We start from the raw sequence: 25,928 nt of genomic DNA on the forward strand, positions 1-25,928 counted from the left end.
CGTCAACGAAGCAGACACCCATTGCGGCTTTATGCTTCGGAGACTCATTCATGCTTCGCCTCAGACCGTCCTTCCGACAGGCCATGCTGGCCGCGACGATTTTCGCAAGCCTGCCAGATTCAGCTTTTTCAGCCACCACCTCCTCGCTGGAACTGCATATTGGTTCGCAATCACTTTCCTCGGCCTTGGCAGAGCTTTCCCGTATCAGCCATCAGGACATCCTGTTTTCAGAGGCAGCACTGGGATCACGCACAGCTCCCGCATTAAACGGAAAATACACGTTTGATGAGGCATTACGGCGGCTCACACAGAATAGCGGCCTGCTTGTTTCCCGTGATGTCAGCGGCGCCATCACCGTCAAAACAGGCGGTATGTTGCCAAAAAAAACTCCACGCGCCGTAGCCGAAAAGTCTACCCCCGTCCGTGAAGAGGCTATGGTCGTTCTTGGCACAGGGCAATCAAGACAGGTTCAGACACTCTCACGCAGTGAGTTGCACAAAGCCGCACCAGGGACCTCTCCCCTAGCCGTGCTTTCCGAGTTACCTGGCGTCAACTTCCAGTCTTCCGACCCCCTCGGGGCTTATGAGTGGGCTCAGCAGATTACCGTTCGTGGGTTTTTTACCGATCAGCTCGGCTATACCTTGGACGGAATTCCACTCGGGAACATGCAGTACCGTAACAACAATGGCCTAGCCATTGGGCGCGCACTGGAGACAGAAAATAACGGCCCAGTCACCCTTGCCCAAGGCACCGGTGGCTTGGGTACAGCCTCGACCAGTAATCTTGGCGGCACGATCCAGTTTTCGTCCATTGATCCAACAGATCATTATGGACTGGATGTTTCCGGAACCGTGGGAAGCTCGAACACGTGGCGTGGGTTTGTGCGACTCAACAGTGGCATTTTACCGGGCGGAGGAAAATTCTACGCCAGCTATGATTATCAGTATGCAGACAAGTGGAAAGGCTGGGGACAACAAAAGCAACAGCAGCTCAACTTCAAATATATTCAGCCTCTGGGCGATGCCGTCAAAGCCACCACTTACCTGGATTTTGATGACCGTCGCGAGGACGATTATCTTGATCTTTCCACCAGCCTGATCAAGCGGTTTGACTATAATCATGACGACATCAGCAACAACTATAAGCTGGCTGAACAGATTGCCCGTGCTTACCAGGCAGGACAAACTCTGCCCTCTCCATACACATCTCCAGACGATACATATTATCGTGGGGGTGGTGTTCGTCAGGACATGGTGGGCTATGAAAAATTCGATTATCACCTACTCCCGCACCTGACAGGCTCCACGACAGTTTATGGTCATTATGACCGTGGACCGGGCACGTGGTCTGATCCGTACGATCCCACGCCTGCCAACCTTGGAGGGTCGCCGCTTTCTGTTTCGACAACAGAATATCGAATGCAACGTGAAGGTGTTCTGACCAGTCTCGCGTATCAGCGCTGGAACCATAAAATTGAAGCCGGCTTCTGGTTTGAAAACAATCTTTTCAGTCAGGCTGCAAAGCTCTACCCACTTCAGGAAGGGGTAACCCCATCAAATTTTCAGCGCTTTTATGAAAATCCGTTTGCCGTGCAGTGGCAATATACATTCCGCACGCATGTTTATCAGTTCCACTTGGAAGACAGCTGGTCAATCACACCCAAGCTCCGTGTAAATGCTGGCTTCAAATCTTTGGTGTCGAGCAGCTCTGTAACAACCGCCCAGAGCGCAAACCCGATTAATGCCTCCATTTCCGCATCCAATGGATTTCTGCCGCAGGTTGGCGTTCTGTATCGCTTTAATCGCCATCATGAAATCTTTGCAGATTTCGCACGCAACATGTCTGCCTATACGGCGTCAGCTTCAACCGGGCCGTTTTCAACGACACAGGCTGGATTTTCGTACATCCACAACAAGCTGAAACCTGAAACAACCAATACAGAAGAACTTGGCTACCGTTTCCATAACGACAGCGTGCAGGCATCTCTGACAGGCTATTACGTCGATTTCGAAAATAGACTTCTGGCCTCCTCCATGAGCTCTGTCATTGTGGGCAACCAGAATGTGCTTGAAAACGTAGGAAGCGTAACATCTCGCGGTGTAGAAGCCGCAGCAACCTGGCGCTTTTTCCGGAACTGGTCTCTCTACGGCGCCTGGTCCTATAACGACGCGCATTACAACGATAATATCAAAAGCTCTGATGGGTCCATTCTGCGCATTTCGGGCAAGCAGGTCGTGGCTGCCCCGCGCAACATCGGAAATTTCAAGCTCGCTTATGACGACGGGACCATCTGGGGCCAGTTCGGTGGCCAATATATGAGCCGCCGTTTCTACACGTTCCTGAACGACTCTCCACTGCCAGGGCGTGTCCTGTTCAACCTGTCAGCCGGTTATCGTTTCCATCGCCCGGGAATTCTCAAGGGGCTGGAAGCACAGGTCAACGTCGTGAACCTTTTCGACAAGGGATACATTTCCAGCATTGGCACCACCGGCTTCAAGAACAGTGATCCAACCGGGGCCTATCAGACGCTCCAGGCCGGTGCTCCACGGCAGGTCTTTTTCACCCTGAGCAAACATTTCTTCTGATCAGCCAAGGAAAATTCTCATGCCATCACTATCACGTCGCGGCATTCTGGGAGCCGGAGGTGCCTTGCTGTCCACCACTCTGGTCAAGGGCGCTTTTGGACAAAGCACGCCAGCCATCTCGCACGAGCCTTTTTCATTCCTGTTCATAACGGACACGCATCTCCAGCCAGAACTGGATGCCATGAAAGGCTGTCAGATGGCCTTTCGGGCAGCCTCCAAAGAACAAGCAGATTTTGTCCTGCAGGGTGGAGATCACGTTTATGACGCAATGGAAGTTTCTCTTCCTCGCGCGCATAAGCTACTTGATCTGTATGAAATGACTGAGCAGGAACTTGGTAAAAAGGTTTACCATACCGTCGGCAATCACGACTGTTTTGGGGTCTATGCCAAGAGCGGGGCTTCAACGCAGAATGCTGAATTCGGAAAGAATTTTTTCCGTAAGGCTTTTGGCGAAACCTATTATGCGTTTGAGCATAAAGGTGTTCATTTCATCGTTCTGGATTCCGTGACAATCACGCCAGATCGCGATTACGAGGGGCACTTTGACGCACGGCAAGTAAGCTGGTTGAAAGCCTACCTTCAGACAGTCCCCGCAACAGCACCGATTATTATTTCGACGCATATTCCTATGGTGACCGCATTTTACACCTATGCTGACGAAAGCCCGTCTCTTTTCAAGCACCAGGCACTAAGCACCGTGAATACACGAGAAATTCTGGCCTTACTTTCCGGACATAACGTTCTGGCCGTTTTCCAGGGCCATACTCACGTTCTGGAACAGGTGGAACATAACGGCATCCAGTTCATCACTGGCGGTGCTGTCAGCGGAAATTGGTGGCACGGACTACATCTTGGAACCCCTGAGGGCTACATGATGGTTCATGTTGAAAACAATACCGTTCGCACGGAGTATAAAACTTACGGATTTCACACCGTCTCCCCTCAGAACACTTACTGACTCAAACTTGGTTTTAATTGGGGAATTGTTTTCCAGCTGAGCCGCCTTCACTCTGATTTTGCAATCGATTTGAAAGCGGCTCAGCTTATTTGTCTCTTTGCTCTTATGTGCTTCACACAAAGCCATCAAGGCAATCTATTACTGCAGCGATCCCAATGCCTTATCTTCGTGATTACCTTCAATGACGTGCGTCAGTTCATCCACGAGACAGATACGAGCACCTCGAAACCGGTAGAATGCAATAACCTTGATGAGGCTATGCTCACCAGAATAACGTGTAGCGCGCGCGAAATGCACCGTAGCCGCGCTGTCGCCGTTACAGATGAGATGTTGGATACTGATATCCAGTTCTCGAAGGCCGCTGCGTAAAGCCATGGTATGGGTGCAAAGGTCATCGAGCGTCATCTCCTGTCCATCGACGAACTGTCGATAGTCCGTCGTCATGAAATTGGAGAGTTCACTGATATCTGAGGTGAAATCCGTAAAAGTGGCGAACATCTGGCGGATTGTACGCTCGTGTTTCTCCAATGGCATGAAGCCTCCATTAATTTTCTGAATGTCATCAGAAGTCATATTGGAGAAAAACATGGCGCGCTCTCGAAAATAGGTCATATTTCGACTCATGTGCGCCAAAATATCTTCTCCCATACCAAGGATGCTTTCCACAGATACTGACATCTCGTGGTTATCGGCAGGACAGATCAGCCAACCTCAGCGTCGTATAACGGACCTTCATATCCACAAAACCGGCCAGATTATACTGATGGAACACGGGATTATGGTCGTCAAAACTGAAGGGGCTTACTGGCTGATCGGCCCGGGACAATTTCTCTGGGTCCCACCGAAGACAAATCACGATGCTCGCTCTCATGGAGCAATTTCTGGATGGAGCCTGTATGTCAGGGAAGATAGGTGCGCATCCCTTCCGGTCAGGCCTTTTGTCGCGGACAGTACGCGCTTGATAATGGCTCAAGCCGAGCGCCTGACATCTGTCATTGCTGATGAAAAATGGGATGACCGTACAACGCGCCTGGCTGAAAGCTTTTGGGATGAACTGCTTTCCATCCCCTGCAGTTCCGTCACATTGCCTGCCCCAAAAGACGTCAGGCTAAAGCTGGTCACCGAAGCTCTGAGCAGTGATCCGGCTGATGTGCGAGAACAGCAGGACTGGGCAAAGTTTGCCGGGATGTCCTTGCGCTCTTTCGTGCGTCATTTTACCGCTGATACGGGAATGTCATTTTCAATCTGGCGCCAGAAGCTCCGTATTCTCAGCGCGCAGGAAAAACTGGCGCGGGGCGAGAGGGTCACCTGCGTAGCTGCCGCGGTAGGCTATGAGAGTCTGGGTGCTTTCGCTGCGGCTTTTAAGAAAAGCACCGGATACTCCCCAAGCGATTACACGAAACGGGTCACCAAAAAGATTTAAAACCTTGACGCCCTTGTTCAGGAAAGGGCGTCAATTTATTGAACCTACCTGCCGTGATCAGAAGTCTACTTTCAGGCGACCACCAACCATGCGTGGCGTTCCTGGAACGCCGAAAATACCATTCAAACCCGTGTCCCGTGTTACGTCGTAATGGCGGTTCAGCAGATTGTTTGCATAGGCCGAGACAGACCATTTTCCGCTCTTAGGTGCGAACGTCAGACCAGCGTCCAGCAGGAAATAAGCTGGCAGCCGGTAAAGGTTATTTCCAGGAATATTTAACTGGGATCCGCGGTAACTGTAATCGACATAGGGCGTCAGCCCCCATGCCTCACCGAGCTTCACCTTGTAGGACGCAGAGCCCTCAAGCGTCAGCTTCGGAATTCCCATATCGACGTTATTGAAATTCTTGTACTGCGCGCTCAGCACGCCGGTCTTGATGTACGCGAGAGCGACAGCCGTTGAGTCGATAGCGTTGAAATCCTTATAATTCCCGCGCTCGTATCCAATATGTTGATGCAGGACTAACCCCGCGATCGGGTTGGCATCAATCTCCATCTCCACGCCCCAGATACGGCTCTTGGGAATGTTGACGTACTGGCCGACCACGCCATAACGCGGGATAACGGCCAAACCGATCATCTGCTGATTATGATAATCGTACCAGAATGCATCACCATTGATACGAAGTTTGTGATGCAGATAATCAGACTTGAAACCAATTTCATACGCCAGAAGGGATTCCGGCTTTGTTGGATTAAGCTGCGATTCAACAACCGTATTGTTGGCTGTGAACCCTCCCGGCTTGAACCCTTTCCGAATTGACCCATAAAACATCAGATTATTGAACGCCTGATATTCAATGCCGCCCATTCCGGAAAACTGATTGGTCAGAGCACCATGTCGACCATACCGGTTGTCAAAAGGCGTTGGATACGCCGGAGTATTATACCGCATAGTCCGCATATTATAGAGCGTACGGTCATCGGATTCATGCGTCAGGCCCGCCTGAAGATGCAGCCGTTTAGTAAGGGCAAAGCGCAAATGTCCATACTGACTGAACGCCTGCTGATCCTGATTATAGCTCGTCCGCTGCACATAAGGCCGAGACCCGGACTGGGAATAATCATTAAAAATGGAAGAACGCATTTGCGTGCGGTCATAATACATCCCCACCGTCCACTGAAGGCGTGACTGCGGGTTGCGCGATGCTAACTTGACCTCTTGCGAAAACATATTGGCATTCGTGTTGACGTCTACGTCATAGATTGCATAGCGCGTGCCATCCAGATCCATAAGATTATGAACGTACATCTGCTGGAATGCGCTGATAGTCGTCAGGTTCGCAAATCCCAGGTTCCGGGTGATGTTAACGCCTGCTCCCCAGAAGGTGTTGTTATAAGATGGTTTTGTCTGTCCCTCATTGCCTGACAACTTGAGAAATTCCGGGCGAAAGCCCCACGAGGTGTCCCTGTTATTGCTGTACGCTGGCGTATTTCTCGATAGATCCTGAATATTATAAACGCCGGTAGCCTGGGAATTATCCTGCATCCAGTTCCCGCTAAAAACGATGTTCGTCTTATCGTCAGGCTGCCAGGCAACCTTCGCGCGCAAACCGCCTTTGTTGGCATTTCCTAAAGTCTGGCCTGTGTTGATGTTTTTCTGAAAGCCTCCCCCCTGCTGAGTAAAACCAGCAATCCGGTATTGCACGTTGGAGGTGATGGGGCCGGAAACATAGAGGTTGGTAATGCTGCGATTATAGGTCGCAATATCTTCAGACGCACCATAGTGAAGCGCCTTCGTCGGGTCCGCCGTTTGAACGTTGATCTCACCAGCCGTCACGGTTTGTCCGTGCGTGTAACCGGATGGCCCGTTGCTGACATCCACACCCGCCATATCAAACATCGCAGCGCCTGCCATATATCCAATAGGCAAAGCTACGCCATCCACATAGGTCATGACGGATGGCGTATTATTGGAGGTAAAATCGTTTAGCCCCACCCCACGCAATGTAAAATTGACACTGGAACTCGCACCTTGAGGCTGCACTGTGAGATTGGGCGCAAGGTTCATCAGGCCTTTAACGTCCGTCACCTGATGCCTTGCAAGATCCGCGGCATCGATATGAGTGACTGAAATGCCCTGCTTCTGTCTCGCCGCCTGCCCAAACACGTTTCTCGTCTGCCGCACCATAATCGTCTCAGGCTGCGAAGATTGCATGGCCTGTCGATTATGCTGAACGGGAGACAACACAAGCTTTTGTGCAGTTGCCCCAGCTTTGGGGTGAGACGCATGTTTGTGAACTGCGCCCTTTGTGATTGGGGCCGCGACAGATGTTTCCGTACAGACAGAAAGCGTCATGGCAAGAGCGGTGCCGCACAGAAGAAAATAATTGTTATATCGGAACATTTCAGGTCTCCCCGGAATATCTCCGGTTATGAAGGTGGCGTGTTTCATGCACTCGCATGAGCGAACTTGGTGGAGAGGGACGTGTGGAGCAGACGTGACTTACACGCCGTAATCTCCAGTAATCGCCTCCAGAGAACGGTTTTTGGTGGACGGTCCGAACAGGAGGATACTGAGCGCGCCACCGAACAAAATGACGGCGGTCAGCCCAAACACTCCTGCAAAGCCTACTTTGGGATATGCGGCACCAATCAAGAGCGGGGCAGCAATCGCTCCTACTCGACCAAGTGCCGATGCTGTTCCCATGCCCGTCGCGCGGAGAGACGTTGGGAAAATCTCAGGAGTGTAGGCGTAAACCCCGGCATACGTTCCATTCATGAAGAAGGAGAGCAGAAGGCCGGATACAAGAACTGCGGTCGAAGAACTCGCCATCCCTAAACCAAGAGCGCTGACCATCGCGGCAGTTAGATAACCCACAATGGTCGCTTTTCGTCCCCACGCTTCGTTGAAATAAACAGCACTGAAATACCCGGGGATTTGCGCCACGTAGATTGCGATTGAAAAACCGAAACTATGCGCAATAGTAAAACCCCGAGCGATCAAGAGCGTAGGCAGCCAGGAAAAGAACGCATAATAGCTGAACGTAATGGACATCCAGAGAAGCCAGCTCATGACGGTGACCTTGCGCAGGCGTGCCGACAAAAGCTGCGTGAATTGCTTGGACATACGCGTGCATGGTGATGATGGCGCGCTTTCTGCCTCATAAGCCACCGATGGGCGCCCTAGTTCTCTTTCGATGCCACTGAGAACAGCATGAGCTTCCTGTCCACGCCCGACGATCTGAAGCCAGCGGGGAGATTCTGGCAGAGATCTGCGCCACCAAAGGAGCAAAATCACCGGACAGGCTGTCAGAGCCAGCGCCCAACGCCACCCGTCCGCTGATCCCGGGATCAGGGCGTATCCCAGCAGAGCCGCAGCAACGAAGCCAAACGAGAAAAAGCCGGCCAGAGCACCAGTAAAGGCTCCGCGATAACGGCGCGGCACAAATTCTGAAAGATATGGAGCGATAATGGCGGATTCAGCGCCAGTCCCAAGACCCGCGATCATCCGTGTCAGAATAAAGCTGTGCCAGTTTGTACAGAAGGCCGAAGCCAAAGATCCCAGACAATAGCAGGCCAAAGCCCACATCATGACAGATCGGCGGCCCCATCTGTCTGCAATCAAACCGGCACACAGCGCACCAATGAAATATCCCAAAAACGCGGAGCTGCCCAATAGCCCCAACTGTGACAGGGATAGGCCCCATAAATGCTGAATGGCAGGCATCACGAATGCCAGAATGGCTCCATCAAGCCCGTCAAAGCAGTACCCTGCTCCTCCCACCAGAAGGAGCTTGTAATGAAAGCGGGAAAACGGAAGCTGCTCCAGCCGTTCTGAAATAGTCATCGATAGCGTTCCCGACACAAGGGAGAATGAAAAAACAAACTTCGTCAGGAAAAATCAGCGTGTGCCTCAGGCCTAACGAACGATGAGATTTTCTTTTTCATCGGGATATTTTGTGAGTATTTCGTATCCGGATGCAGTGATCAGAACTGTATCCGAATGCCGGTATCCACCCTGCCCTTTGATGTAAATTCCTGGCTCAACACTGAAAATCATACCCGGCTGAATGACGTTATCTTCACCCAGAGCAAGGAACGGAGCTTCATGACTGGTAACGCCGAAACTATGACCAGTTCGGTGGAGCGGCGTGTCATAACCCGCGCGATGCGCAATAGCCTGGCAGGCCGCATCAATTTCGGAACCAATCGCACCCGGCTTAAGCATGCCGTATGCCGTATGGCGCATTTCCATCATGGTATCGAAGGGACGTTTCGCGTCTTCGGGGATATGATCCAGAAAGAACGTTCGCTCGATTTCCGCGCCATATCCATTAATGCGCCCCGCAATAAGCCCCATGAACGGGCCTCCTGGTTCACAAGGTGCGGTCAGGCATGAAAAATTATGCGGATCGTCTGTATAAGCAGGTGGCTGGATAAGACCGGCGGCCTTGCTGGACATGACATTATAAGCCGGTGCTTCCGTCAGGCAGCGGTGGTAAAAATAGGGTGTCACGTCTGAAATGGCCTGAGCCACCATCACACCTGGCTTGACCTTGCCCATCATCATGGCAAGAGCCTTGGTCATCACGTCACTTGTCCACGCGATACGTGAAATCTCATGGGCAGACTTAATCTGCCGGACGTCATCGACGATATTCAGGATCTGGCACCGAGGTCCGATCGCTGCCTGCAAATAAGCCGGACAGGCAGCCTCAATACCGATTGTACCCTGTGCTGGCAGAATGCTCGCCAGACGATCAGACCATTGTGCTCCAGCAGGCGCTGGGAACTCGGCATACTCCGCAAGTGTCAGGGCACCAACCTTGTGCCGCTCCACATGCGGGATCTCAAGCCTGGGGACAATGAACGTCGCGTCAGAGGCAGTCAGAACCAGTACAAATGGACGCTCATGAACGAAATTAGCGAAATTTGTCAGGTAATAAATGTTGTCGGGATCAAAAGAGACATACGCCGCATGGCCGGCTGCCTCCATTTTTTCCCGGACCTTCTTATGGCGTTCGGCCATTTCGGCGGGAGAAACCTGCAAAGCAGTAAGAGGCGGCATTGTCATGTCTGACCCTGTTGTGCTGGAGGGAGGTCTCTCAACGCTCCCATTCAAATTCTTATAAAAGCAATACAACCTACTTGTTTGTTGTGCGTCAAGATAAATTATTTGCGTATCGGAATGATTCGACCCTGTCCGTGCAGGACGTTTCCAGCCCTCTCAATCAGGGAGTTTTCAAGGCAATTCGAAGGAATTCTTCGCGGGCAAATCTGCGCCAGACTTCAAAGGAGCGATAGAGATCCTCCAGCGGAATACCTCGTGCCGTTTCAACTGCTAACCCGCGCAAAAGCGCAGCATTCAGAAGTCGCAGATCAATAAACTCCTGACTGGGCGCCACACCCCGCTTTCCGGACAACCACCGCGTCATGAACTGGTCAATGCGGGCGAGAACCGGAGCCGTCACTTCTTCCAAATCCGGATCGCTTCGCCTTGCCAGCTCTATTTCCACCGTCGCAATAAATTCCGGCCCGGCGGTCACGAGTGCCCACATCGTATCCAGCATGGCATCAACACGCTGCTCAGGTGTTTCCTTGTTGCTGATGGCCTGCCTGTAGAGGCGCGCGCGCTTAAGAGCATAATGACGCAGGACCGTGGCCATAATCAGTGATTTTGTGGGGAAGTGGTGCTGCAACGCCCCAAGACTGACACCCGCCGCTTTTGCGATGCGCTGTATTGTTGTCGCGGCATAGCCCTGCGTCTGAAGCAGATTGACGGCCGCTTGCACAACCTTGGCTCGCGTCGAGGCGCTACGATCAGCCTGCGTACGCCGCCGCACGGGGACGGAAGAAACACTCATGAGATTACAGACAGGCCCCTGATGCCAAAATCAACGATAGGAAATTCTCTTACAGTGAAGCTTCCGCTTCCGGAAATTCCTCTTCAATTCCATTCGCCAACGCTTCTTCCAATCAACACTTTCTTAGGATTGCTGTTCTAGGCAAAGACCTCGGGACATGACGTTATCGAGATCATCAGTCTCTCCACATCTCGAATGGGCCTTTCAGGTTTGCTGGAAAGGCGGCATTTCCAGAGAAGACTATGCTACCGCAGGCCATCCATGATTTGAAAATATCGAGCGCTTTTCTGGCCTCGCTCCGTCTCACATTCGGAATCCAATATGAAAATTCCGATTAACGCCGCCCTCTAGAATGCATTTTTCTCAAAAAGTATTTCTCCTGAAAAGATCAGGACTTTTTAGAAACTCAGTGTTTTCTTTTTGATTTTTCGGCTTTGGAAAATCGTGAAAATCAATATTTCCATTTTACAAAAACCACCTGAAATCATACCATTAGTTTACTTAAAACAAACCATTCGCATTCAGCGTCGACGAAGAAGCATAGGACTCACATGACAACGACAGTCAGTTCAGGAAGCTCCACGACCGTTAGCGGTACAACACAAAGCGGTTTCGTTGTCCGTGGTGGCGGCACACTGAATGTCTCAGGTGGCGGGAAAGCCAGCAGCATCGCTGTTTCTTCGGGCGGCGTTGTCAATGTCAAAAGTGGAAGCGCCTCTGGCATCGTATTAAGTTCTGGCGGCGCGAAATATGCTGCCAATGGCGCTCGGCTCTACACCTATTCCGGCGCGACGGTCACAGGTGTCACGGTTTTTTCCGGCGCTGAAATCAATAATCGAGGCGGTGTGCTCAGTAACGTCACCGTTTCCTCTGGTGGCTTTGCCCAGGAATTCGGCAACAGCTACGGCCCATCCAAGGACTATTATACGACTGTTGCCAATGGCGGAGAATTCTCCGTGCAGGCTGGCGCATCATCCATTAGCGCAACGGTGTCTTCCGGTGGAATTTATACAGTTCATTCAGGCGCCATTATCAGCGGTCTGGACATTACCTCTGGCTCTCTGCTGACATTTGCAGACTTCAAAGCTGGTTCCAGCATGTCAGCCAGTGTCAGTGGCTCGACCTTGAATGTTTATTCAGCAGGTAAGCTTGTACAGTCCGTGGGCCTGGATACGACTGCCTATGATGGTCATAAGTTCGACGTCTCAGCGTCCTCGGGTCAGTACGATAGCGGCGGCATCCGGGTGACGGTCTGCTATCTGTCCAACACCATGATTTTAACGCCAGATGGTGAAAAGGCCGTTGAAACTTTGCAGATTGGTGATCTGGTCATGGTCAAACGGAATGGCAAACTTCAGCCAGAACCAATCCGCTGGGTGGGCCGTCGTTTTGTGGACGTCAAAGCCAGTGCAGACCCGGACAAATGGCCCGTCTGCATCAAGGCCAACGCACTCGCCAACAACGTCCCACACAAGGACCTTCGTATTACCTCGGAGCACTGCCTGCATCTGAATGATCTGATGGTTCCGGCGCGTATGCTGGTCAATGGTCGTTCCATCACAACAGATACGTCCGAGAGCTTTTTCGAAATCTTCCATGTGGAACTCGAAACACACGGCGTTCTTATCGCCGATGGCGCAGAAGCTGAAAGCTATCTGGACACGGGAAACCGCACTTCGTTCGAACAGACCGGAGATGTTGTTCGCCTGAACAATCAGACATGGGTGTCTGATGCTGCCGCGCCGCTAGGTGTAAACCGCGAGCAGGTCGAACCGCTTTATACGGCGCTTCTGGAACGTGCGATCAAGCTGGATATCGGCGAAACATCGCGTCCCGCAGAACAAACTGATGACCATGATCTGCATTTGGTCACGACGGACAACACCGTGATTTATCCATCACGGACAATGCAGGGATCGGTTCTGTTCCAGATCCAGCCGGGCGTCACATCGGTTCGTCTGGTTTCACGAAGCAGCCGCCCAGCAGATGTTATTGGTCCATTTGTTGATGACCGTCGCACTCTCGGCGTTCTGGTTGGGCAAATCAAACTCTGGGACAGCACCATTTGCCATTCCATCACGTCCCATCTTTCTGCATCCGAGGATGCGGGCTGGTACGCTGAAACCAACGGTGAAGCCCGTTGGACGAATGGCAATGCTCTGGTGTCTCTGGGGAACCGGAATGCTGATGCGATCGGGATGCTGGAAGTTCAGGTTCTGAACGCAGGGCCATATCTTCTGGAGAGCCAGGACGATTCAGCGCTCCAGCTTTCCTTCGGCTAAGCCGTTAATAGGGGTCAGGAGCTTTTGGAGAGAAAGCTCCTGACCTTTCACTTCCGCCAGGTCAGGAGTTCTCAAGAAAAGGCCTACCCTGACGCGTTTCTCTGAGAAAGCGCCCGTTTTTCCCTTACTCCCCCAGAGAAACTGTGCGTTTTTGCTCACCTTCAGGAAGCTGAGTCTGCAGTTCCTTTCCCACCACACCGACACAAAGCGCGAGAGAAAGAGCTCCCGCATCAGGATGACCCTTGCTTCTTTCACCATGGGTTCTAGCGCGCCCCATGCGAGGAAGAAGATCTTTCGTAGCCTCGGCAGCGGCTTGTGAGGCATTGGCGGCCTTAGACCATGCCACGGGCAGAGCCGCACCACCTGAAAGCTCCTGCTCAAGCATTTCCACAAATGGCACGAGAGCATCAATGAGGGTTTTGTCCCCAGGCTTGGCTTTCCCAAGAGACATGATGCGCTCCATTGCCTGCCTTACTCCCTGAGCAAGCTGCGTTGAAGAAGGAAGCGCATTGTCATCCAGCGCCAGACTGAACGCTCTCAGGCCCTCGCCCCACAAAGCGCCAGACGTTCCGCCCGCACGATCCGCCCAGGCATCTGCCGCCGCTGAAAGCGTGGTTGCAGGTCCGGCCCCTGAAATCGCCGCTCTGGCGGCCGCAGCTTTGGCGGTAGCCGAACCGCGGGCCATTCCCTGACCATGATCTCCATCACCCGCCACTGCATCGACATGACCCAGCTCAGTTTCTGCTGCTGCAAGAGCCTCGGCCAAGCTGCTCATGGCTCCCGAGACGCACTGACCGCCTCGCCGCCCTTCTGCCGTGGACGATTTCATGTATGTCACGCTGGTCTCGGCCGGCGCGTCTTCGAAGGTTGTATCTACTTCTTCAATCAGACCATGGCGCAACGCGGCCGTATCAACCGGAGCACACCAGAGGCGCTCCAGTTCTTCATCAAGCCAGGTCAAGGTCAGTGAACAGCCTGCCATATCAAGGCTGGTGACATATTCTCCAACCAGAGGGGCCACAGCCGTCAGGCCTGCTTTTTCCAACAGGGGTGCCAGTGCTTCCCACAGAACAAACAGTTCCTCCTGTTTCGTGCTTCCCAATCCGTTGAGAGTCAGAGCCACGCGCCGAGAGGCCTTGGCAGGCAGTTCGCTTAGGACTTTTTCGAGCAGGATCTGTGCCAAAACCTGCGGTGTTGGAATGCTTTCTTCCCCGATCCCGGGCTCCCCATGCACACCTAGCCCAAGCGCCATACGGGCATTCGGAACGTGAAACAACTTGTCTGCCTCGCCCGGCAGTGTGCAGCCATCGAAAGCAACGCCGAATGTTCGTGTCTGACGGTTTACGCGGTGACCAATCTGCTCGACAGTGTCCAGATCCAGTCCTTCTTCAGCCGCAGCGCCCACAATCTTGAAAATTGTCAGATCACCCGCGATACCGCGCCGACGTTCCCTCTCGTTTTCTGTCGCGCTGGCCACGTCATCCATGGTTGCAAGAATGCGAACGTCATATCCCTCTGCCCGCAACCTATCGGCGGCGATACCGAAGTTCAGAACATCTCCAGCATAATTGCCAAAACCCAGAAGAATGCCTCCTCCGAGATCAGCCTGACGCACGACGCTTTGAATGGCCTGCGTTGACGGAGATGCAAAGATATCTCCAGCAATGGCCGCATCTGCAAAACCAGTTCCCACATATCCGATGAATGCCGGATAGTGCCCTGATCCTCCCCCTACGACGACAGCCACTTTGCCTTTTGAACCCGGTTTGGCGCGCACAACACCACCCCGGACCATTTTGACAAGGTCTCGATGCACCATGCTGTATCCATGCAGGGCCGAGGCTGCGAATTCGGAAGCATCGCCACAGATCTTGGTCATGTGAGTCTCTCCTTCATCAGGATGAAAAGCTGCTGACGGTCAGGACGCGTCGCGGTTGAGGTAATGACGGGCGAGGGAGTCCAGAGAGATGGCGAGCACAACGATGCCGCCGCTCACAACGGACTGCCAGTACGGCGAGATGCCAAAGAGGACGATGATGTCTTCAATGATCCCAATGATCACGGCACCCAGAACAGCGCCAACCGGGCTTCCCAGGCCACCCGTTGTTGCAACGCCACCAATGACGGCTGCCGCAATCGGAGACAGAACCCATGTGTCACCGATGGATGGCTGTGCTGTTCCGAGACGCGCGACCATGAGAATGCCAGCCAGAGCAGACAGGAAACCGGCGAGCGCGAACGCGCCCATACGAATGGCATTGACGCGAATACCGAGCATTCTTGCGGCCTGCGGGTTGCTCCCGATGGCGTAAATGTAGCGCCCGACAGGCGTACGCATCATGACGAATGCAACAACCGTCAGACAGACCAGCAGCACCAGAAATGGAACCGGGACGCCGAGGACAAGACCTCTACCAAGGAAGCTGATTTCATGCGGCACCCCGGTAATGGCGACGCCGCGTGTCGCCACCAGATTGGCGCCCCCATAGACGCCCGCCATACCGATGGTCAGCACCAGAGAATGCAGGCGAAGCTGAGTAATCAGCAGGCCATTCAACAAGCCACATCCCGCTCCCATCAACAGGCACAGAGCGAGCGAGAGCCAGGGATTCAAACCGACCTGCACCATCAGCATTCCGCCAACGACGCCAGCGAGGCCACCAATCGCACCAACGGACAGGTCCAGCTCGCCAAGGATCATCAAAACGGCCTGCCCGATGGTTACCAGGCCGATGAACGCAAGCGCACGCGCGATGATGATCATGTTGAATGATGTCAGGAAGTGCGGCGACAACAGACACGAAATCCCGAAAATCAGGATCATCGCACCAATGACGCCACCCAGCGGATTGGCGACCATTCTGGCTATAAGCGCACGAATGGAAGACGCCTTTGGCGGCGTGGGAGTTGCTCCGGGGAGCGTGGTTTCAAGCGACATGACGGGTCTCCGTGGCGCCGATGATCGCGCCCACAAGCGTATTGACGTCAGTGGTAGCCTGGTCGAACGACCCGGTGGTCCGACCGCCGTACATAGTGATGATTCGCGTTGCGCAGCGCTGCAATTCAGTCATTTCAGAGGAGACGAGGATGATGCCGACACCCTCTTCCGCGAGCTGTTGCATGATGCGGTAGATCTGGAATTTCGTGCCGATATCGATACCCTTTGTGGGCTCATCGAAAATCAAAATGCGAGGACGACGCGCCATGGCACGGCCGATAATGGCTTTCTGCTGGTTTCCCCCGGACAGGAAGACAATTTTCTTGCCGACGGAAGATGTGCGTACATCAAATTTCTGGATCGTTTCAGAAACGATTGATTTCTCTTTGCCAGAAGAAATAATGCCACCGCGCTTCATCTTTTCCAGCACGGAAAGGCTGATGTTTTCGCGCACGCTCAGAAGCGGAAAAATACCGTGATGTTTCCGTTCTTCGGAAAGATAGACCATGCCCATAGCCACAGCCCGGTCTGTTCTGCCTCGAGGTATTTCTTTACCGTTAAACATGCACCGTCCGGATTTTGCGGAATGATACCCGAACATGGTCTGCATCACTTCCGAACGACCAGCCCCCACCAGCCCCGCAAAACCAAGAATTTCGCCACGACGGAGCTGAAAAGAAACATCTGAAAAGCCCGGTCCCGTCAGGCCTTCCACACTCAGAAGAATATCAGAATCATCAATCTCACCCCGCGGCTGGAATTTCTCTTCAAGCTGAACAGAACTGCCAGACATCAGACGGATAAGCTGATCTTCCGTCATGCCATCCATCGGGTACGTTCCAACACTGCGACCATTGCGCAGAACGGTCACAGTGTCGCCCAGACTGAAAATTTCTTCCATTTTGTGCGAGACAAAAACAATTGCACAGCCACTGTCCCGCAACGTGGTGATGATTCGGAAAAGATGTTCCGTCTCGTTCGCCGTGAGGGAGGATGTCGGTTCATCCAGGATCAAAACCTTGAACTCATCCCGGCAGGCCGCACGCGCAATCTGAAGCAGTTGCTGATCTGATACGCTGATGCGACTGACGGTCTGTCCCGGCCGGGCATGAATCCCAAAGCGCTCGATAAAGCGGGCTGCCTCCGCTTCCATGGCCTTCCGGGAAATCGTCAGATGACCAAATCCCGAACGATGGAACGGCATGAACATGTTTTCAGCAACCGTCATGGACGGAAACAGATTCAGTTCCTGCGGTACGTAAGCAATACGGGAGAAAAGGCTATGATCCGCCAGAGCATCCTGCCCCTCGATCAGGACCTTTCCTTCGTCAGGCGTGACAAGACCTGTCAGGGTCTTGATCAACGTGGATTTACCCGCGCCATTTTCTCCGGCCAGGATATGGATTTTGCCCGGCTCAAGCGTCAGATCGACGTGATCGAGCGCGACCACACCGGGATAGCTTTTACGGACAGCTTCAACCTGGAGAACCGCCATGATCGTTACTCCTGCCTCAGAGCCAGGCTCAGAGGGTTTTCTTGGTGATGACGTCGATGCCCGTATCGATGTATTTGGGTGTTTTCTGCCCCATCGCGCTCTGCCATGCAGAGACGACAGCCCAGTAACCCTGCATTTCCGGACGGCTGGACGCTGTTGATTCCGCAACACCATCCCGAATGAGCTGAAGCATATCGTTCAGGTTATCGAGGCCGACTTCCTGGACTTTGCCTGCCTTCCCGCTTTCCCGAATGGCCTGCCCGATGCCGACAGGACCAGATGCATCACAGGCAACCCATCCCACGAGATTGGGGTGCGCCTGCATGATGGCAGAGGCCTGTTTCTGACCTGTCTCGATGCTGTCGTTATCAATCCCGGTCGCGACAACTTTGATATCCGGGTATTTTGCAAAGACCTTCTTTTCACACTCTGCGCGCAAAGTGTGATTGGGCGCTGTTGGCACACCCATCATGATGGCCACTTCACCTTTTTTGCCAATCAAGGTGGCAAGCCGTTCTGCCGCAATCGTTCCCTGCTCACAAAAATCGGCGCCTACTGCCGTAATATTCATGCCCTCCGGAGGAAGAGAGTCGAAAACGGTCATGGGAATTTTCTGCTCGATGGCTTCATCCATCGTTGCGCGATTTCCTTTCTCGTCCAGCAGATCAAGAATAAGTCCGTCAGGGTGCGTAGCAATTGCTCTTTCAATGATGTCATTCTGGGAAGAGACATCAGCGGTTTGCGGCGCACGGTATTCGATTTCGATTTTCTGTCCCGTGGTTTTGGTGATCATGTCTGCTGCGGCACGAGCACCCGTATTGAGCTTGTCAAACCACGGATGGACAACTTTCGGAATCAGAACAAAGCGCAGCGGCGTGTTGGTGTCAGCGGCCTGTGCAGCAAGTGGCGTTGCGGCCAGAACAGCACCAAGGAAAAGAGCTTTTTTCATGTTCGTCGTCTTTCCAGATAACCCATTCCGGTATCAGATCGGAAACAGGGGAAGTATTTTCAGCAGTTGGATGTTTGCAGATGATGCTCGGAATATTTCCGGCTCAGTTCTTCAATGCCCGCAACGTTACCTGCGGACGGCCCAGACGGGTCAAAGCTATGCGCCAGCCAGGCATCCACAATGCTTTTGGCCAGTTCCGGCCCGATGACGCGTGCCCCCATGGTGATGATCTGGGCATCGTTGGAAAGGGCAGCACGCTCTGCAGAATAGGTGTCGTGCGTTAGCGCAGCCCGAATTCCCGGAATTTTATTGGCGGAAATACAAACGCCAATTCCCGTTCCGCAGCACAGGATTCCCCGATCAAAATCCCCGTGCGTGATCGCGAGACCGACCCGCTCACTTAGCTCCGAGTAGAGCTCAGGATGATCATCTTCAGGATGGGACATATCAACAACCGTATGCGGCGTTGTGGCGCGAAGATGTGCAGCAATGAGGCCTGCAAGACCTTCTCCGGCCCGATCGCCTCCAATCGCAATACGCATGATTTTTCTCCGTCTTTATGGGTTACGTTCAGGGGAGGTGCTTGATCCGCTCGCCCTGACGGTGGAGATTTCCGCAATTTTCAGATTGATCCCCGCATTGCGGAGCGTGTCCTCCAGGTCTTTTTCGAGACCTGAATCCGTGATCACCACATCGAATTCCGTTAAATCGGAAAAACGATTGAGCGTGATGACACCAAATTTCGTACTGTCCACGAGCAGGATTTTGCGATCGGAAATATTCATCAAGGCCTGCTTGGCTTTGATGATATCCTGCTCCTGATGATACGCCGTCATTCCGCGAATTGCTGCGACGGACAGGAACAGCGTGTTGACGCGCAACGATGCCGCTGCCTGCTCACACAGGGTTCCGAAGAACGCGTCAAAATCCATGTTGTAGCGACCACCAAGCAGCAGAAGGTTCACATTGGGCTTGCTGGTGAACAGGTTCGCAGTGCCCATGCTGTTCGTGACAACTGTGAGAGACGCACTGTCAATCAGACGCTCAGCCAGAACGCGGGATGTTGTTGAATCATCCAGCGCAATGATTTCACCTTCTTCGACAAGGCCTGCCGCCACAGCCGCGATAGCCTGCTTGGCCTCCATCGCACGATGGCTCCGCTGGGAAATACTGCCCTCTGAAAACGCTTTTGGAGGCGTAGTCACACCCCCATGCACACGACGCAAAACTCCGCGTTCCGAAAGGACCTGAAGATCCCGGTGAATGGTCATTCGGCTGGTGACAAAACGTCCGGCCAACTCGTCAATCTGGGCGCCACCACGATCCCGAACATAGTCCAAAATATTCTGGCGGCGTGCAGAGGCAGAGCGCGTTTCAAAGGTTGCCTGGGGCATCATGCGATGACCCCCTCAGCCAACGCCTGAAAATGCTCCACATTCCAGGCAGCCCGCCCAACGAACACTCCATTCACATGAGGCAGAGCGACATAGCCAGCCGCATTGTCCTGCGTGACACTTCCGCCATAGAGGAGCTTGACGGCAGAGCCTGCACTGGATCCGGCAATGTTAATCAGGACTTTACGCAGATAATTATGCGTTCTCTCAACAAAAGCCGCATCTGCAGGGCGCCCTGACGCACCAATGGCCCAGACAGGTTCATATGCAATAAGAACCTGTGGAACATCGTCTTCAGACACCCCATGAAGGGCGATCTTCAATTGGCGTGCCAAAGTTTCATTTGTTACGTTATAAGAATATTCATCAGCTGTATCACCGATACAGACGAGTGGCCTTAATCCATGTCGCAGAGCCGCATGAACCTTGAGATTGACGGTTTGATCCGTTTCTCCGAAATAGGTCCGGCGTTCTGAATGACCAATTTCCACCAGTTCCGCACCACATTCCGAGATCATGGTCGGAGAAATTTCTCCGGTCCACGCGCCCTCGTCCTGCCAGTGCATGTTCTGTGCACCTACTGCCACACGGCTTCCTGAGAGCCTGTCACAGACATCCTTTAGAGACGTAAATGGTGGGATGACGAACGGCTGGATAGCTGCCGGGAAAGACATCCGTGCAAGCTCGTTCGCGGCCGCGACAGATGCCGCAGGCCCCTTGTTCATCTTCCAGCTTGTACCAACCCAGATAGCGTCACGCTCCATCGTCCATCTCCGATTTGAGCACCCGATTCGTAACAACTATACTGTTATAAATAACTTCATCAATGATAATTTCGTCACAAAAAGACTGTTACCACCGGGATTCAGAATGATGTTTTACGGATATAGCAAAGGCCGTTAATGCCTAATTATCTGATATAATTGGGTATTATTCGTGATAAACGACGCCGATTGCTCTACAGATTTTCATCACATAAATACGTGATAAATGTTACTTTTTATGTGATATCTATGTGGAGTTACGGGTCAGAAGACGTATTCATCGCCTACTTACGCAGCCAGATTTTGGCCTAAAAACGATCAACACAGAATGAGGCAATTCACCCTCTCCTTCGAGAACGGGACAAACTGTGCGATCGGGATCGCGTGACACGCGCACCGTGAGGTAGAGGCTTTTGAGCAAAAAAAACGGCGGGACAAAGCCCGCCGTTTCTCAATTCACTTTATTTATCTGCAATCAGGGCTGAACAACCCGAAGCACAAAGCCCGTCAATTCACTGACAGTCTCTGCTTCCGTCCGGTCAGCTCCCAAGCGCAGCTCCGGAGATAATGGCGCTTCGTAAGGCGCTGAAACACCTGTGAACTCTGGAATTTTTCCCGAACGTGCCGCAGCATAAAGCCCTTTGGGGTCACGCTGTTCGCAGGTTTCCAGGGGTGTATCCACAAAAATCTCGTGGAAGCCCTCACCTACAATCTGGCGCGCCAGATCGCGGTCTGCCTGAAGGGGCGAGACCAGTGCGACAACGACAGCCTGGCCGCTCTCAGACAAAATTTTCGCGACATGCGCCGCACGACGAATGTTCTCGCGACGGTCTTCCGGCGAGAAGCCCAGATCGCTGCACAGTCCGGCCCGTAACGTATCTCCATCCAGAACGGTGGCTTTCACACCCTGCCCTGCCAGAGATACTTCTCCGGCACGAGCCACAGTGCTCTTGCCGGAGCCCGGGAGGCCCGTCAGCCAGAACACGCCACTCTTATGACCACGCGTCTGAGCTTGCTGTACAGCAGAGATACGGCTGGCCGTCGGGTGGATCGCATGAACACCATCTTCGAGTTCAGCAGGACCAATCAGCGGTGCGCCGCCAACAATCCGCTGATGACGATCGACCAGAACGCCACGTCCATCGCCCATTCCCGGAGAGAACGGGTCAAACAGCACGGCGTGAGAAGCAGCGAGCGTGATTTCAGCAAATCCGTCTGGCGGAACCTCATCGCCCTGACGCAATGTCAGGTCATCCAGATCGACAACCGCATCAATGGACGCCACCGTCACATCATGCTCTGCTGTCGTCAGACGAAGCGTGAAGCTTTCCCCAACACGAAGAGGCTCACCACGCAGCCAGAACAAACGCGTGCGAATACGGGCAGAACGCTCCGGTGCTGACGCTTTATCATCTGCCGGGAACAGCAGGTCCCCACGATCCGGCACCAGATCCGGCTCCAGGCGCAGCGCAATGGATTCACCTGCACCAGCAACCGGCAGTTCCGGCGCATGCCAGCGGCAGACTTCTGCAACGGTTGCAATCTGGCCTTGGGCACCAATTGCCAGACGATCGCCCGCACGGACAGTGCCACGCTCGATCCGGCCGGCGACGTAACGCACGCCATCAAAGCGATAAACGTCCTGCACCGGCATCCGGAACGGCAGAGACAGACGGGACGTCGGCGGCGGCACATTGGCCAGAGCCTCAATCAGCGTCGGCCCCTTGTACCAGGCAGACCGCTCGGAACGGCCAGCAATATTGTCACCATCACGCGCAGACGCTGGAACAACAGCCTCAACCTCAATTTCCAGACGGCCAAGTAGCTGACGGACATCAGATTCGGCCTGAACGATCTTGGCCTCGTCAAAGCCCAGAACGTCGGACTTGTTCAGCAGCACAATGACGTGCCGGATCCCGATCAGACGCAGCAGCATGGCATGGCGCCGCGTCTGCTCCTGCGCACCCTCCTGAGCATCCACCACCAGAACGGCAGCTTCCGCATCGGCGGCGCCCGTAATCATGTTGCGCAGGAACTGGCGATGGCCCGGCGCATCCACGATCACGAACTCACGGGAGCCCAGACGGAACGGAATCCGCGTGGAATCAACCGTCACGCCCTGATCGCGCTCGATCTGAAGGGAGTCGAGCAGGAAGCTCCACTCCACCGCCAGACCACGCTTGCGGCTGCTCTCAACGATCTGCGCCAGCTTGCCGTCCTGAAGGCTGTCCGTATCGTAAAGCAAACGTCCAATCAGAGTGGATTTACCGTGATCGACGTGCCCGACGATCACAATCGGCGTGGCGGCCGCGCGATACGCTCCAGAGAGTTCCTGGGTTGCGATAATGTCACCCATCTTACAGATACCCCGCCACGCGCAGACGCTCGAATGCGTCTTCTGATTCATGATCCATGGCACGCCCGGCGCGCTCGGATGTCTTGCTGCTTTCCAGCTCGGCAATCACTTCGGCTACGGTCGTGGCATTGCTCTCGATCGGGCTTGTGATGTCCTGATCACCCAGAGAGCGATAACGCTTACCATCCTTGGCAAAATACAGATCCACGAGGGGGATGCCTTCGCGTTCGATGTACCGCCAGATGTCGATTTCCCGCCAAGCCAGCAGCGGATGCACGCGAATATGCATACCGTCTTCATACGGCGTGGCGTACTGATCCCAGAATTCGGGCGGCTGATTGCGAACATCCCAGCGATGACCGGCGCCACGCGGGCTGAACACGCGCTCCTTGGCACGTGTGGCCTGCTCGTCACGGCGAATACCAGCAATCACACCGCGCAGCTTATGCTTGTCGATCATAGCTGCCAGACCCGCCGTCTTGCGCGCTGCGGAACGTGCAGCAGGCGGCAGGGACGGATCGATTTCTTCGACCGGTGGGCAGTATCCCAGAAGGAGATCCAGATCCCACTTCTTGGTGTACTCATCCCGAAAGGCGTACATTTCCGGGAATTTCTTCTCGGTATCCACATGCATGACCGGGAACGGCACGCGCCCCATGAACGCCTTGCGCGCCAGCCAGACCATGACGTTGCTGTCCTTCCCGAGGGACCACAGCAGCGAGAGGGGCTTCAGTTTCCGATAGGCTTCACGCAGGATGAAAATGCTCTGAGCTTCGAGCTGGTCAAGATCATCCATGACGCGCGGTTCCGCCAGGGTTTGTGTCCGCGTCATTGTCCGCTCCATGTTCATGCCGGCCGATGAATGCCGCATTCTGTCTTGGTCAGACCGGCCCAACGACCTGCCCGCCCGTCTTCTCCGTCTCCCACCGGCCGTGTGCAAGGCGCACAACCAATCGAAGTGTATCCTTTTGAAACCAGAGGATGCCGCGGCAGGTTCCGACGACGCATCTCTGCCTCAATTTTCTCCATGCCCCACCCCGCAAGCGGGTTGAGCTTCACGGTGCCATCCGGCTGTGGTTCCACAATGGGAAGAGCTGCCCGTGTTGAGGCCTGACTGCGCTTGCGCCCGGTCAGCCAGACGTCAAATTCCGGAAGCACCAACTCCAAAGGCTCCACTTTACGCAGGGCGCAGCAGGCATCCGGATCGAATGCCGCGAGCTGATCCTGTGGATCTCTGTTCTCAAGTTCCCGAGCCAAGGGAGAAATAGTCCGGACGTCCTGAAGGCCAAGCGCATCGGAAAGCTCATCACGGTAGGAGAGCGTTTCCGGAAAATGGCGCCGTGTATCCAGAAAGAAAACCGGCACAGACGGGTCTATCCGGGCAATCTCATCCAGAAGAATGGCCGACTCAGCTCCAAATGAGGAAATAACAGCGACGCGGCCTTTCAGGCTCACGAGCGCCTCCTCAAGTGCGTGACTCTCCGGCGTATCCAAAAGATGTTGAAGTTCGGATTGTGAGAGAGGCATTTACTGCACCCATATCCCTGTTCACACGCGCCAGAATCACGACGTGAAGGAGACATAGGCGCGCTTCACCTATTATTCAACTATTTTATTTTGTATAACCATATTAAATGGTTTAATTGAGTATTTCTCATCGATTGAAGCGCGGCAGAATTTTTGGCCTGATTTACCAATTAATGGTCAAATTTCCCGCAAACGACTCACCCCACAAACGGTGTCATTCCTGAAAATCCCCACACCACAAAATCTGGCACACTTCATGCATGAACCAAGGTATGAAACTGCGTTCATCCTTTTTTGGTCAGGGCCTTCCGCGCTTCCTTGTCGGCCAGACCGTGCAGCCGAAGGTGGTGGCGGAACTGATAATAGGTCAGCCCCAGAAGATCTGCGGCCTGCCGCTGGCTGAATTGTGCCTCCTTGAGGGCCGCTTCCAGCAACGCACGTTCATGACCTTTAACTGTCTCAGCAAAATCCAGCGGGAAGGTTTGGGGAACGTCTCCCTGAACATGACCCTCCCCGCTCGAGGCTGGAGCCATAACGCTGCTCCAGTCAGGCGTGACGAACGGATCAAGCACAATCTCATCCAGACGGCGCTCAGGCTGATCCATACGATACACGCTGCGCTCCACCACATTCCGAAGTTCGCGGACGTTGCCGGGCCAAGCGTAGTCAATCAGCCGCTGCAACGCTTTCTGAGAAAACCCCGCGAAAAGCTTTCGGCCAAGCTCCGCGCTCATCCGCGTCGCAAAATGGTCGGCCAGCAGGGGAATATCGTCCTGCCGGGCTCGCAGAGGCGGGACATTGACCACATCGAATGCCAGTCGGTCGAGCAGGTCCGGGCGGAATGTTCCCTCCCGCGCCATGGCCGGAAGATCAGCGTTGGTGGCACCAATCAAACGCACATCCACGCGGATCGTCTCACTGCCGCCAACACGCTCAAAACTGCCGTATTCAATAACGCGGAGCAGTTTTTCCTGAACGGCAAGCGACGCTGTGCCGATTTCATCCAGAAACAGCGTCCCGCCATCTGCACGCTCGAACCGGGACAAACGCCGCTTCTGCGCACCCGTAAACGCGCCAGCCTCATGTCCGAACAGCTCGCTGTCCAACAGCGCTTCCGGAAGGGCCGCGCAGTTCAGCTTGACCAAAGGTGCGTCCCAGCGGTCCGACAGCAACGCAAGCCGCGCCGCGACCAGCTCCTTGCCCGTCCCGCGCTCTCCGATCACCAGAACAGGGCGCTTCAGGGGAGCAAGACGGGAGATCTGGTCCAGCATCGCCAGAAATGCCGGAGCCCGCCCGATGGGTGTCGGAACCTCGTCCGCTTGGGTGGATCTCGCCATTTCTGAGCCTCGTTCGCCACTTCAGATTGTCACAACCATAACATCCCCAAAACG

The 25,928-nt window shown here is 53.9% G+C and carries 20 protein-coding genes; 4 read left to right on the forward strand and 16 right to left on the reverse strand.

Going from position 1 to position 25,928, the window contains the following annotated elements:
• The first annotated feature begins 50 nt into the window (after positions 1-50).
• Positions 51-2,585, forward strand: coding sequence for a TonB-dependent receptor (locus KP707_RS05710; RefSeq protein WP_211502423.1), 2,535 nt, complete (start codon positions 51-53; stop codon positions 2,583-2,585).
• A gap of 19 nt (positions 2,586-2,604) precedes the next feature.
• Positions 2,605-3,543: a metallophosphoesterase gene (locus tag KP707_RS05715; protein ID WP_211502424.1), complete on the forward strand. Its 939-nt coding sequence runs from the start codon at positions 2,605-2,607 to the stop codon at positions 3,541-3,543.
• Between the two features lie 138 nt (positions 3,544-3,681).
• Here KP707_RS05715 and KP707_RS05720 read toward each other — a convergent pair whose 3' ends face one another.
• Positions 3,682-4,155, reverse strand: coding sequence for a nuclear transport factor 2 family protein (locus tag KP707_RS05720; RefSeq protein ID WP_249202807.1), 474 nt, complete (start codon positions 4,153-4,155; stop codon positions 3,682-3,684).
• A gap of 43 nt (positions 4,156-4,198) precedes the next feature.
• Here KP707_RS05720 and KP707_RS05725 point away from each other — a divergent pair, with 43 nt between their 5' ends.
• Complete coding sequence (locus KP707_RS05725; RefSeq protein WP_249202808.1) at positions 4,199-4,966, forward strand: helix-turn-helix domain-containing protein; 768 nt, start codon at positions 4,199-4,201, stop codon at positions 4,964-4,966.
• A gap of 57 nt (positions 4,967-5,023) precedes the next feature.
• Here the strand turns inward: KP707_RS05725 and KP707_RS05730 are convergent, their stop codons facing one another.
• The 4 genes from KP707_RS05730 to KP707_RS05745 all read right to left on the reverse strand — a co-directional run bounded on the left by KP707_RS05730 (position 5,024) and on the right by KP707_RS05745 (position 10,832).
• Entirely contained in the window at positions 5,024-7,372 is a 2,349-nt protein-coding gene (locus KP707_RS05730) for a TonB-dependent receptor (protein ID WP_211502426.1), read from the reverse strand.
• Positions 7,373-7,471: 99 nt separating this feature from the next.
• Positions 7,472-8,815: an MFS transporter gene (locus tag KP707_RS05735; RefSeq protein WP_211502427.1), complete on the reverse strand. Its 1,344-nt coding sequence runs from the start codon at positions 8,813-8,815 to the stop codon at positions 7,472-7,474.
• 72 nt (positions 8,816-8,887) lie between these two features.
• Positions 8,888-10,042 (reverse strand): Xaa-Pro peptidase family protein, encoded by a 1,155-nt coding sequence (locus KP707_RS05740; RefSeq protein WP_211502428.1) that lies wholly within the window; start codon positions 10,040-10,042, stop codon positions 8,888-8,890.
• 157 nt (positions 10,043-10,199) lie between these two features.
• On the reverse strand, positions 10,200-10,832 hold the full coding sequence (locus tag KP707_RS05745; RefSeq protein ID WP_046900504.1) for a TetR/AcrR family transcriptional regulator: 633 nt from the start codon (positions 10,830-10,832) through the stop codon (positions 10,200-10,202).
• A gap of 551 nt (positions 10,833-11,383) precedes the next feature.
• Between KP707_RS05745 and KP707_RS05750 the strand changes: the two genes are divergently transcribed.
• Positions 11,384-13,114 (forward strand): Hint domain-containing protein, encoded by a 1,731-nt coding sequence (locus KP707_RS05750; RefSeq protein WP_211502429.1) that lies wholly within the window; start codon positions 11,384-11,386, stop codon positions 13,112-13,114.
• 124 nt (positions 13,115-13,238) lie between these two features.
• Here KP707_RS05750 and KP707_RS05755 read toward each other — a convergent pair whose 3' ends face one another.
• The 11 genes from KP707_RS05755 to pspF form a co-directional block, all read right to left on the reverse strand.
• Positions 13,239-14,993, reverse strand: coding sequence for a dihydroxyacetone kinase family protein (locus KP707_RS05755; protein ID WP_211502430.1), 1,755 nt, complete (start codon positions 14,991-14,993; stop codon positions 13,239-13,241).
• A 39-nt stretch (positions 14,994-15,032) separates the two neighbouring features.
• Positions 15,033-16,052, reverse strand: a complete 1,020-nt coding sequence (locus KP707_RS05760) for an ABC transporter permease (protein ID WP_064275248.1) — start codon at positions 16,050-16,052, stop codon at positions 15,033-15,035.
• A complete protein-coding gene (locus tag KP707_RS05765; RefSeq protein ID WP_211502432.1) occupies positions 16,042-17,547 on the reverse strand; it encodes a sugar ABC transporter ATP-binding protein in 1,506 nt (501 codons plus the stop codon). Before KP707_RS05765 ends, KP707_RS05760 begins: the two co-directional genes overlap by 11 nt.
• 28 nt (positions 17,548-17,575) lie before the next feature.
• Entirely contained in the window at positions 17,576-18,496 is a 921-nt protein-coding gene (locus tag KP707_RS05770; protein WP_211500382.1) for a substrate-binding domain-containing protein, read from the reverse strand.
• A 59-nt stretch (positions 18,497-18,555) separates the two neighbouring features.
• Positions 18,556-19,038 (reverse strand): RpiB/LacA/LacB family sugar-phosphate isomerase, encoded by a 483-nt coding sequence (locus tag KP707_RS05775; RefSeq protein WP_046900499.1) that lies wholly within the window; start codon positions 19,036-19,038, stop codon positions 18,556-18,558.
• A gap of 15 nt (positions 19,039-19,053) precedes the next feature.
• Positions 19,054-19,893, reverse strand: coding sequence for a DeoR/GlpR family DNA-binding transcription regulator (locus KP707_RS05780; protein ID WP_211502433.1), 840 nt, complete (start codon positions 19,891-19,893; stop codon positions 19,054-19,056).
• A complete protein-coding gene (locus KP707_RS05785) occupies positions 19,890-20,654 on the reverse strand; it encodes a triose-phosphate isomerase (RefSeq protein WP_211502434.1) in 765 nt (254 codons plus the stop codon). Before KP707_RS05785 ends, KP707_RS05780 begins: the two co-directional genes overlap by 4 nt.
• 475 nt (positions 20,655-21,129) lie before the next feature.
• Positions 21,130-23,010, reverse strand: coding sequence for an adenylyl-sulfate kinase (gene cysC / locus KP707_RS05790; RefSeq protein ID WP_211502525.1), 1,881 nt, complete (start codon positions 23,008-23,010; stop codon positions 21,130-21,132).
• Between the two features lies 1 nt (position 23,011).
• On the reverse strand, positions 23,012-23,806 hold the full coding sequence (gene cysD, locus KP707_RS05795) for a sulfate adenylyltransferase subunit CysD (protein ID WP_064275312.1): 795 nt from the start codon (positions 23,804-23,806) through the stop codon (positions 23,012-23,014).
• A 50-nt stretch (positions 23,807-23,856) separates the two neighbouring features.
• A complete protein-coding gene (locus KP707_RS05800) occupies positions 23,857-24,537 on the reverse strand; it encodes a phosphoadenylyl-sulfate reductase (RefSeq protein ID WP_064275243.1) in 681 nt (226 codons plus the stop codon).
• Positions 24,538-24,821: 284 nt separating this feature from the next.
• Positions 24,822-25,874 carry a phage shock protein operon transcriptional activator gene (pspF, locus tag KP707_RS05805; RefSeq protein ID WP_211502435.1) on the reverse strand — a complete coding sequence of 351 codons (1,053 nt, stop codon included), beginning with the start codon at positions 25,872-25,874 and terminating at the stop codon, positions 24,822-24,824.
• Positions 25,875-25,928: the final 54 nt, after the last annotated feature.

It is taken from the genome of Gluconobacter sp. P5E10, assembly GCF_018812145.1.
GTDB lineage: Bacteria > Pseudomonadota > Alphaproteobacteria > Acetobacterales > Acetobacteraceae > Gluconobacter > Gluconobacter cerinus.

Excerpts from the sequence above, each read along its gene's own strand:
- KP707_RS05750 (WP_211502429.1), top strand. The coding sequence starts at position 11,384 with ATGACAACGACAGTCAGTTCAGGAAGCTCCACGACCGTTAGCGGTACA.
- KP707_RS05775 (WP_046900499.1), bottom strand. The coding sequence starts at position 19,038 with ATGCGTATTGCGATTGGAGGCGATCGGGCCGGAGAAGGTCTTGCAGGC.
- KP707_RS05760 (WP_064275248.1), bottom strand. The coding sequence starts at position 16,052 with ATGTCGCTTGAAACCACGCTCCCCGGAGCAACTCCCACGCCGCCAAAG.
- cysC (WP_211502525.1), bottom strand. The coding sequence starts at position 23,010 with ATGGGTGACATTATCGCAACCCAGGAACTCTCTGGAGCGTATCGCGCG.
- KP707_RS05740 (WP_211502428.1), bottom strand. The coding sequence starts at position 10,042 with ATGACAATGCCGCCTCTTACTGCTTTGCAGGTTTCTCCCGCCGAAATG.
- KP707_RS05720 (WP_249202807.1), bottom strand. The coding sequence starts at position 4,155 with ATGACCTATTTTCGAGAGCGCGCCATGTTTTTCTCCAATATGACTTCT.
- KP707_RS05725 (WP_249202808.1), top strand. The coding sequence starts at position 4,199 with ATGCTTTCCACAGATACTGACATCTCGTGGTTATCGGCAGGACAGATC.
- pspF (WP_211502435.1), bottom strand. The coding sequence starts at position 25,874 with ATGGCGAGATCCACCCAAGCGGACGAGGTTCCGACACCCATCGGGCGG.
- KP707_RS05735 (WP_211502427.1), bottom strand. The coding sequence starts at position 8,815 with ATGACTATTTCAGAACGGCTGGAGCAGCTTCCGTTTTCCCGCTTTCAT.
- KP707_RS05715 (WP_211502424.1), top strand. The coding sequence starts at position 2,605 with ATGCCATCACTATCACGTCGCGGCATTCTGGGAGCCGGAGGTGCCTTG.
- KP707_RS05770 (WP_211500382.1), bottom strand. The coding sequence starts at position 18,496 with ATGAAAAAAGCTCTTTTCCTTGGTGCTGTTCTGGCCGCAACGCCACTT.
- cysD (WP_064275312.1), bottom strand. The coding sequence starts at position 23,806 with ATGGATGATCTTGACCAGCTCGAAGCTCAGAGCATTTTCATCCTGCGT.
- KP707_RS05800 (WP_064275243.1), bottom strand. The coding sequence starts at position 24,537 with ATGCCTCTCTCACAATCCGAACTTCAACATCTTTTGGATACGCCGGAG.
- KP707_RS05710 (WP_211502423.1), top strand. The coding sequence starts at position 51 with ATGCTTCGCCTCAGACCGTCCTTCCGACAGGCCATGCTGGCCGCGACG.
- KP707_RS05765 (WP_211502432.1), bottom strand. The coding sequence starts at position 17,547 with ATGGCGGTTCTCCAGGTTGAAGCTGTCCGTAAAAGCTATCCCGGTGTG.
- KP707_RS05755 (WP_211502430.1), bottom strand. The coding sequence starts at position 14,993 with ATGACCAAGATCTGTGGCGATGCTTCCGAATTCGCAGCCTCGGCCCTG.
- KP707_RS05745 (WP_046900504.1), bottom strand. The coding sequence starts at position 10,832 with ATGAGTGTTTCTTCCGTCCCCGTGCGGCGGCGTACGCAGGCTGATCGT.
- KP707_RS05785 (WP_211502434.1), bottom strand. The coding sequence starts at position 20,654 with ATGGAGCGTGACGCTATCTGGGTTGGTACAAGCTGGAAGATGAACAAG.
- KP707_RS05780 (WP_211502433.1), bottom strand. The coding sequence starts at position 19,893 with ATGATGCCCCAGGCAACCTTTGAAACGCGCTCTGCCTCTGCACGCCGC.
- KP707_RS05730 (WP_211502426.1), bottom strand. The coding sequence starts at position 7,372 with ATGTTCCGATATAACAATTATTTTCTTCTGTGCGGCACCGCTCTTGCC.